Origin of the sequence: Globicatella sanguinis NBRC 15551 (genome assembly GCF_001552295.1) — a bacterium.
GTDB lineage: Bacteria > Bacillota > Bacilli > Lactobacillales > Aerococcaceae > Globicatella > Globicatella sanguinis.
The window spans coordinates 1-8,093 of the sequence record NZ_BCQX01000105.1 but is presented as its reverse complement, the minus strand read 5'-3'; the positions used below and the strand labels follow the sequence as shown (position 1 = coordinate 8,093).

The window sequence follows — 8,093 nt, the reverse complement described above, 5'->3', positions numbered from 1 at the left end:
CAAATGAGTCAAAGTGCTTGATGATACTTAATATTATTACAAAAAATATAGACAATAGCCATCGCTTCTTAGCGAGTGGAAGAATGTACCGAACTGGTACAGAAAAAGAGAGTGAGCTAGAAGTAGAAAATCATCTGAATTTCCCTACGTTTGCTCACTCCCGAGTTGAGTAGTTATTAAGTCATTTGATAACTACTCAGTATTTAATTGACTAGTGTTGGCAAGAAATAATGTATTTCGTGTCCAAAGCCGAAATTATTTTAACCCTATTATTTAAGATTAAAGAAGAAAATATCCTTTTCACCTAAACGGTCAAAATCTGTATCTTGAGGTTTTAATTCTAATACCCAATCATCTTCTGCGAATTTCTCATAAGTTTTGCCATCCATTAAGAATGTGTGGTAACGTGAGGCTGTTTCACCAGCAGGTAATTCACGATTTTCTAAACGTGGCTCTAATAAGCCTTCGCTATAGTATTTAATCATATCAGCTAATACTAAGGTACCTGAAACCGAATCTAACTGTAAATCTTTTTTAGTTTGGTTGTCATAGGTGACAGCTAGCGTTAATAAATAAGCACCATCTTCAAAGTCAGCAAAGCGATCTTTATAATCTTCATTTGGTTCTAATTCTGTTAATTGGTAACTATCAACCGTAATAGTTAAACCTTGGGATTCAATGGTTTCACCTAATTCAACTTCATCAACGAGCGTTTTATTACCCCAATTTTCTAATGTGAAGACATCAGGATAGAAATCAGCGGCTGCAGCTGCAATTTCTTCACCTTTAGTAGTAAATGGAATACGAATGTTAGTTCCACGAGCTAATAAAGTCTCAGTTTCAAAATCTTCAGAGGTATAAACAGTTGGTGTTTCCATTAGACCAATACCTTCGGCTTCAATTTTTTCCATTGTATTTGGTGTAATCGCTAATGGATAGAAACCACGAATTTCTTTGCCCGCTTCTAAGACACCTTCATTATCGGTATGGAATAACCAAGTGATTGATTGAGATTCTTTCACTAAAGAATTATTATGCGAAATATAATCTTCATTACCTGTCACCGTCGTATCGAAGGTAGGAACAGGGTAAAGGTCTTGATCACCTGTGTTTTTTAAGGTGATATCATAGACAATTACACCACCTTTTTCTGTTTGATCACCGAAAACATATTCCCAGTCAACATCGAAATTACTTATTTCATAGTAGTAATAACCATTGATGATAATATCAATGCCGTCAACATTTTCAGTTAAATTGATTGGTTTTAAGTTTTTATATAAAACATCTACTTTTTCAGCTTCTAATATTTCTTGTAATTTAGCTTGAAAAGCTTCCCAATCGGCTGCATCAGCTTCATCCTCGGCCTCATCATCATTGGCAGGTGGTTCTTCATTGTTTCCAGGTGTTTCTTCATTATTTGTTTCATTGTCATCAGTATCATCGGAGTCTCCGTCAGAACTTTCATTATTTTCGGAAGATTCTTCTGCGCTACTTGTTTCTTCTGCTACGGTAGTTTCTTCTGCTGTGGTTTCTGCTGCTGTAGGTTCTGCTTCATCTTCAGAAACTGTTGTTGTTTCCTCTGCATAAGCAGGGGCAAGTGTTGGTACAAAAGTACCGGCTAACAATGACAATATCAATGTACTAGCTAATAATGATTTTTTCATTCTAATTCTCTCCTCTCATATTAACTACTTAAAGCATAGCTAAATTTAAATTCAAAGTAAAATGATAAGCCTTTCAAAATGTTTAAAAAAATAATAAGAATTTTAATTGAATGAGTTTGTTAGTATTATATATTTTTCACAAAGTTAGATAAAAAATAGTTTTAAAAGAGTGGTAGAATCAATGATGAATCAATGATGATAGAACACTTAAATACTGTATAAGCAATTTTCGTTTGTGAAAAGAAAAATAAAAACGACCGGAAATGGGAAAATTCCAGTCGTTTTTGATTTAAGTTTCTTAATTAAAAATTAAGTTATACTATTATTGTATAGGTGGTAGCAATTGATTAAAATGGTTATTTAACGAGGTATTCAATCATCACATCTTGATTTGCTTCATCGGTATTACCAGCATAATTTGGTGTTGCTAAAGAAATTCCACCTTGAGCATTATGGAAGAGATACATGTCTTTAGCTAAATCTCCCTCAAGCCCCGATACTTTGATAACGGTATTGACTTTAACATTACGGACACCAGAGCCATCATGTGAATTGACACGAATTTCTTTTTCTGGGACAACCTCAAATTTTATTTCGCCATTTTGTGGTTCTGTACCAGGGTAGACAAAGCTCACGGTTCCCTCTGATGAATTTAACGTGATTTCGTTTGGAATATTCATGCCGTCATTTCCAAAGAGAGTGTCACTTGATACTTCACTCTTATCAACCATAAATGGATATTGACTTGGGTCAACAGCTTCCTCATTTCCTGAATTATCAGAATTATTTTCAGGGACATATTCACCAACTAAGTATTCAATCATGACATCTCTATCTGCTTCTTCTACATTACCAGCGTAATTTGGCGTTGCAAGTGAGACACCACCGTTCGCATTTTGGAATAGGTACATTTCATTTGCGAAATCTCCTTCAATACCTTCAATTTGAATGACGGTATTGACTTTGACATTACGAATGCCTGATCCATCATGTGAAAAAATACGAATTTCTTTGGTTGGAATATTAGTAAAGGTTGCTGTTCCAACTGGTTCGCTACCATCAGCAGCTTTAAATGTTACAGAGTTAGCGTCAGTATTGATAATAATATTATTTGGAATATTCATTCCTGGATTAAAGAATGGTGTTTCACCAGCTATATGTGATAAATCAACCATATAAGGGAAATCATCTGTATTTTCTTCAGCAGGTGCCTCAGTTGTTTCTTCAGCAGGCGCCTCAGTTGATTCCTCAGCAGGTGCTTCAGTTGATTCTTCGGCAGGCGCTTCAGTTGTTTCTTCAGCAGGCGCTTCAGTTGATTCTTCAGCAGGTGCTTCAGTTGATTCTTCAGCAGGTGCTTCAGGTTGAGTACCCACTAAGTATTCTAACATAACGTCTTTTTCAGATTCGTCAACATTACCAGCATAGTTTGGTGTCGCTAATGAGATACCACCATCTTTATTAATAAATAGGAAGAGATTTTCGCTACCTTGTTTTGAACGAATTACGGTATTTACTTTAATATCGCGAATACCAGAACCATCGGCAGAGAAGACACGAATGTCTTGAGTTGGAATATTGGTAATTTCAATATTTGATACTTGTGATTCTTGTTCCGGATAATCGTAAGCTAAGGTTAAATCATTTTTAGCTAAGTTTAATCCGTTAGGAATATTCATACCTTCACGTACGAAGTAAGTTTTATCTTGTAAAATATTTAAATCAACCATATATGGGAAGTCTTCTAAACTAGGTTCTTCAACATCAGTTTGAGTAGGTGTTTCAGTTAGAACATATTCTAACATGCCTTCTTGACCAGCTTGTCCGCTGTAATCTGGTGTTAATAATGAAATCGTACCAGAATTGTTGAAGAATAAGTATAAATCTTCGGATTCCTTAGCGCCAGTATCAGCAACAGGTTTTAAATTTAAAACGGTGTTGACTTTTACTTGGCGAGTTGAGCCATCTTGAGCAATAGCTGTCAATTCTTTGGTGTCAATATTCTCGGTTGTTAATTCATAAGTAGCTTTGCTGTCCATGAAATAAACACGCTTATCTAATAATGAGACTTGAATATTTTGTGGAATGCCTTCGCCATCACGTTTAAATGTTGCATGACCACCGAATTGATTTAGGTCTACGGCATATGGCTTATTAGCATCTTCGGTAATACTTTTATCTAATTGATCAACGGTGTCTTTATTTTTAGCCGCTTCAGTTTCTGAGTAATCTTTTGCGACTTGTTTTAAGAACTCAATGGTTTCATTTGATAACTTAATATCAGGATTGTTATTGATAATAGTTTGAACAATAGTATCGATGTTAACTTCTTGATTATTTACCACTGTATTGGTAATTTGGGTTTTCATTTCAACAATAATTTTATTGATTTGAACATCCGTTACTTGATTTTCTTTTTTCGCTTGTTCTACTAATTGAATCTCTTTTTCAGCGACGACGATTGATTTTTGATCAACTTTTAAGCCGGCTTTTTCAAAGAGAGCATAAACACCTGCTAACGCACCTTCACCGGTTACCGGTTTAACAGTTGCGATTTTAATGAGTACGTCTTTGGCACCTGAAGTAATGGCTGCATTCTGATAAGTCGTTGGTTTGACCACTAAAATGTTTTGTGGGGTAATGACTTGTACTTGCACACCAGAACCTTCTGGTAATTTTTCAATTAAGGCACTTGAGAAAACACCGGTATTTTGATTTGACCCATCTTGTAAATATTGGTTAACGACAGTACCGTCAACATAAATAGTATTATCGATAGGCAAATTATTAGCACCTAATAGTTGTTTGGTTTGCTCAGCTTCTTGTGCGGTTAAAGATGCACCTAATGATAATTCACGTTGTGGTGCAGTGGCTGGGGTTGTTGCTTGAACTTCTGTTAATGAGATGACACTAGAGCTAATTGGGACAATTGCTAAGGAACTTAACGCTAAGACCACGGTCATTTTTTTCATAAGTTTCATAATAAACTCCTCCTCTTTATGATTTAATTATATCATTAATTTTTTTGGAGTGGGTGAAAAAGGCTTGAATAAAATTTGAAAATATGAACCGTTTTCGAATTTTTTGTAAAAAAAAAAGAAGTCAAAAGACTTCCATTTTTAATCAATTATTTTTTTGATTCGTGGTATTTTGTCATAATACCTTTTGTAGAGAATAAGTTACGAACGGTATCAGATGGTTGTGCACCATTAGCTAACCATTGTAAAGCTAATTCTTCTTTAATGTCTAAAGTAGCTGGCTCTGTAAGTGGGTTGTAAGTACCGATTTGTTCGATAATACGACCATCACGTGGAGAACGAGAGTCTGCAACAACGATTCTGTAGAATGGTTGTTTTTTAGCACCCATACGTTTTAAACGGATTTTAACTGCCATGTTCATTTCACCTCCATAAATATCATTCACAAGTATGTATTGTATCAGATTATTATCACCCTGTAAAGTATTTTTCCTTTACACCTTCAAGTTTTTTTGAATTAATTTTTTTGCATTTGTTTCCAATCGATTTTATGGTAGACAAAAGCCGCGATTAAGACGGTTAAACCATTTGATAACAGCATTGAAATCCAAATCCCGGTTGAACCAAGATTACTAAAGTTACTGAATAACCAGATGAGTGGTAAGCGAAATAACCATAGACGACCGATTGACATGAACATCGAATAATTGGTTTTACCCATCCCTTGGAAGACCCCATTATAAGAAGAGAAGAATCCCATAAAAAAGATAATGAACGTACTATACATCAAATATTCAATGGCTTGATTCCAAAGATTTTGATTACTCATATCGGTAATAAACAGTGATAGTAAATCTTGTTTAAAGAAATAAATAACAAATGAAGAAATAATTGAAATGAATCCAATAATAAAATTAGTGCGTCTAAAGATTGCTTTGGCACGATCAAATTGTTGTGCTCCGATATTTTGGCCAATTAAAGAAGTTAAAGCCATCCCAATCCCCATTTGTGGTTGTGTTAATAAATCAGATAAGCGATTGCCCATCGAGAAAGCTGCTAAAGTATCCGTCCCATATGATTGGATTAAGCCATTTAAAACAGTAAATCCCATGGCAGCACCACTATAACCTAAGGCTGAAGGGAGCGCAATTTTAGTTAATTCTTGAATAATTGGAAAATGGTATTCACGATTTAGTAGACCTACTTTAACTTGTGACTGACGTTTAACCACATAAGCGGCTAGTATTAAAAGAATCATTTTAGAAATGACTGTCGCCCAAGCGGCACCTGCAATCCCCATATCCAAACCAGGTAAATTAATTAAGGGAATGGTTTTAAAAATAAAGATAGGATCTAAAATTACATTAATCAAGGAGGAGATGGTACTAATAATCGTGATAGTCTTATTGTTTCCCTCAGAGTTGAGAATCGCTTGGTGGGCAAAATAACCAAAGTCGAAAAAGAGACCGATGAAATTAATTTTTAAATATGTCGTACTTTTAAGCGCGAATTCTCCCGTGCCACCCATCCAGCTAACAAAGTCTGCTGAATAAATATAACCGATAATCGAAACGAGTAAGCCAATAATTAGAGAGAGGTTGAGCGCATTTTGGGCAAATTGATTGGCTTTTTCATATTGTCGAGCGCCTAAGCGCTGTGCGATTAAAGTAGTGGCACCGACGCCAATTCCCATACCTAAAGAAATAAATAGGAAATTTAGTGGCCAAACAAAAGCGGTAGCAGCAAAGTCATCTGAAGAGAGCTGAGCCACATAGAGACCATCGGTTAAATTATAAAGAGTTCGAATTAAATTGTTAAACATCAGAGGGGCTGAAAGGGCAATAATTGTTTTGGTAATGTCGCCTTCCAACATAATATTTTGTTTTGTTTTATTCATATTTTTATCACCAAACGGTATTATAGCAGTTTCATGAATTATTTGCACCTGTTAAGTAATTTTATTTAGGCAAAAATATTTCAGTTATCGTTAAAATATGCTATCGTTATTTTGATAGTGAATGAAAGAGGGATGAATATGAAACAATATGATTTAATTACCATCGGTGGCGGTAGTGGCGGCAGTGGAGCAGCCAATCGAGCAGCTGAATATGGTGCTAAAGTTGCAGTCATTGAAGGTGGTTTAGTTGGTGGGACTTGTGTTAATCTGGGATGTGTGCCCAAAAAGGTAACGTGGTATGCTGCCAGAGTAAATGAGGCCATTCGCCATTATGGACCAGGATATGGCTTTACTGCTGACAATGTACAATTTGATTATCAAAAATTTTTAGAAGCGCGTGATGGTTATGTTAGCCGTTCACGTAATGGTTATGGCAATCGATTTGAAAAAAATGGCATTGATGTTTACCGAGGGTTTGCTAAATTTCTTAATAATAATCAAGTGGAAGTTAATGGCGAAGTACTTGAAGCGAAACATATTGTGATTGCGACCGGTGGTCGTCCAAGTTTACCTAAGGTCAAAGGGATTGAATTAGTAGATACTTCTGATGACTTTTTCAATTGGGATAGTTTACCAGAGACCGTGGCAATTATCGGTGCCGGCTATATTGCCGTTGAATTAGCGGGTGCGTTACATTCACTTGGTGTCAAATCCCATTTAGTAGTCAGATATGACCGTCCATTACGACAATTTGATCAAATGTTTGGTGAAAGTTTAGTAGAAGCGATGGCTCAAAATGGTCCTACTTTAGTTCCTAATACCACGATAACGGAATATCGCCAAAATGGGGATAAAATTGATTGTTTAGTTGGGGATAAAGTCATCTTAACCGTTGATAAAGTGATTATGGCGATTGGTCGTCAACCTAATACCGACCAATTAGGTTTAGAAAACACGGATGTTGAATTATTGCCATCGGGTCATATTAAAGTCGATGAAGGACATCAAACAACCGTGCCAAATATTTATGCGATAGGTGATGTAATCGGTAAGGCTGATTTAACGCCGGTAGCTATTAAAGCTGGACGTCAATTATCAGAGTATTTATTTAATGATGCGACAACTTCTGCCATCTCATATGACATGATTCCAACGGTTATTTTTAGTCATCCAGCTATTGGAACGATTGGTTTAACTGAACAGGAAGCAGTTGATCAATATGGAAAAGATGCCGTTAAAGTCTACCGTACTAAATTCTTCTCAATGTACGCTAGTGCTGCTTGGCATCGTGAACCCTGTTATTTTAAATTAGTTTGTGTAGGTGAAGAAGAAAGAGTGATTGGCTTACATGGTATTGGTGAAGGCGTTGATGAAATGATTCAAGGTTTCGGTGTCGCTATGAAGATGGGGGCTACTAAAGCACAATTTGATGCAGTCGTTGCGATTCACCCTACGGGTAGTGAAGAATTTGTGACGATGCGTTAACATCTTGATAGGGAGAGTTAATAGGATGGATTCAGTAGCATCAAGGTATTAACTAATATTTTTAACTAT

General features: G+C 35.9%; 5 protein-coding genes. 1 reads left to right on the top strand and 4 read right to left on the bottom strand.

Features of this window, described 5'->3' with window-relative positions; all coding sequences use genetic code 11:
- Positions 1-269: 269 nt before the first annotated feature.
- From GSA01S_RS08310 to GSA01S_RS08295, 4 genes are all read right to left on the bottom strand, one after another.
- Entirely contained in the window at positions 270-1,667 is a 1,398-nt protein-coding gene (locus GSA01S_RS08310) for a DUF5068 domain-containing protein (protein ID WP_066126557.1), read from the bottom strand.
- A 356-nt stretch (positions 1,668-2,023) separates the two neighbouring features.
- On the bottom strand, positions 2,024-4,645 hold the full coding sequence (locus tag GSA01S_RS08305; RefSeq protein WP_066126555.1) for a DUF1002 domain-containing protein: 2,622 nt from the start codon (positions 4,643-4,645) through the stop codon (positions 2,024-2,026).
- 146 nt (positions 4,646-4,791) lie between these two features.
- Positions 4,792-5,058, bottom strand: a complete 267-nt coding sequence (gene rpsP, locus GSA01S_RS08300) for a 30S ribosomal protein S16 (protein WP_066126553.1) — start codon at positions 5,056-5,058, stop codon at positions 4,792-4,794.
- A gap of 101 nt (positions 5,059-5,159) precedes the next feature.
- Entirely contained in the window at positions 5,160-6,539 is a 1,380-nt protein-coding gene (locus tag GSA01S_RS08295; protein WP_066126551.1) for an MATE family efflux transporter, read from the bottom strand.
- Between the two features lie 138 nt (positions 6,540-6,677).
- Between GSA01S_RS08295 and gorA the strand changes: the two genes are divergently transcribed.
- The gene (gene gorA / locus GSA01S_RS08290; protein WP_066126549.1) at positions 6,678-8,024 is read left to right on the top strand and encodes a glutathione-disulfide reductase; all 1,347 of its coding nucleotides are present in this window, start codon (positions 6,678-6,680) and stop codon (positions 8,022-8,024) included.
- Positions 8,025-8,093 lie beyond the last annotated feature (69 nt).

Bases quoted from the DNA above. Each gene is read 5' to 3' on its own strand.
- GSA01S_RS08310 (WP_066126557.1), bottom strand. From the start codon at position 1,667: ATGAAAAAATCATTATTAGCTAGTACATTGATATTGTCATTGTTAGCC.
- GSA01S_RS08305 (WP_066126555.1), bottom strand. From the start codon at position 4,645: ATGAAACTTATGAAAAAAATGACCGTGGTCTTAGCGTTAAGTTCCTTA.
- rpsP (WP_066126553.1), bottom strand. From the start codon at position 5,058: ATGGCAGTTAAAATCCGTTTAAAACGTATGGGTGCTAAAAAACAACCA.
- GSA01S_RS08295 (WP_066126551.1), bottom strand. From the start codon at position 6,539: ATGAATAAAACAAAACAAAATATTATGTTGGAAGGCGACATTACCAAA.
- gorA (WP_066126549.1), top strand. From the start codon at position 6,678: ATGAAACAATATGATTTAATTACCATCGGTGGCGGTAGTGGCGGCAGT.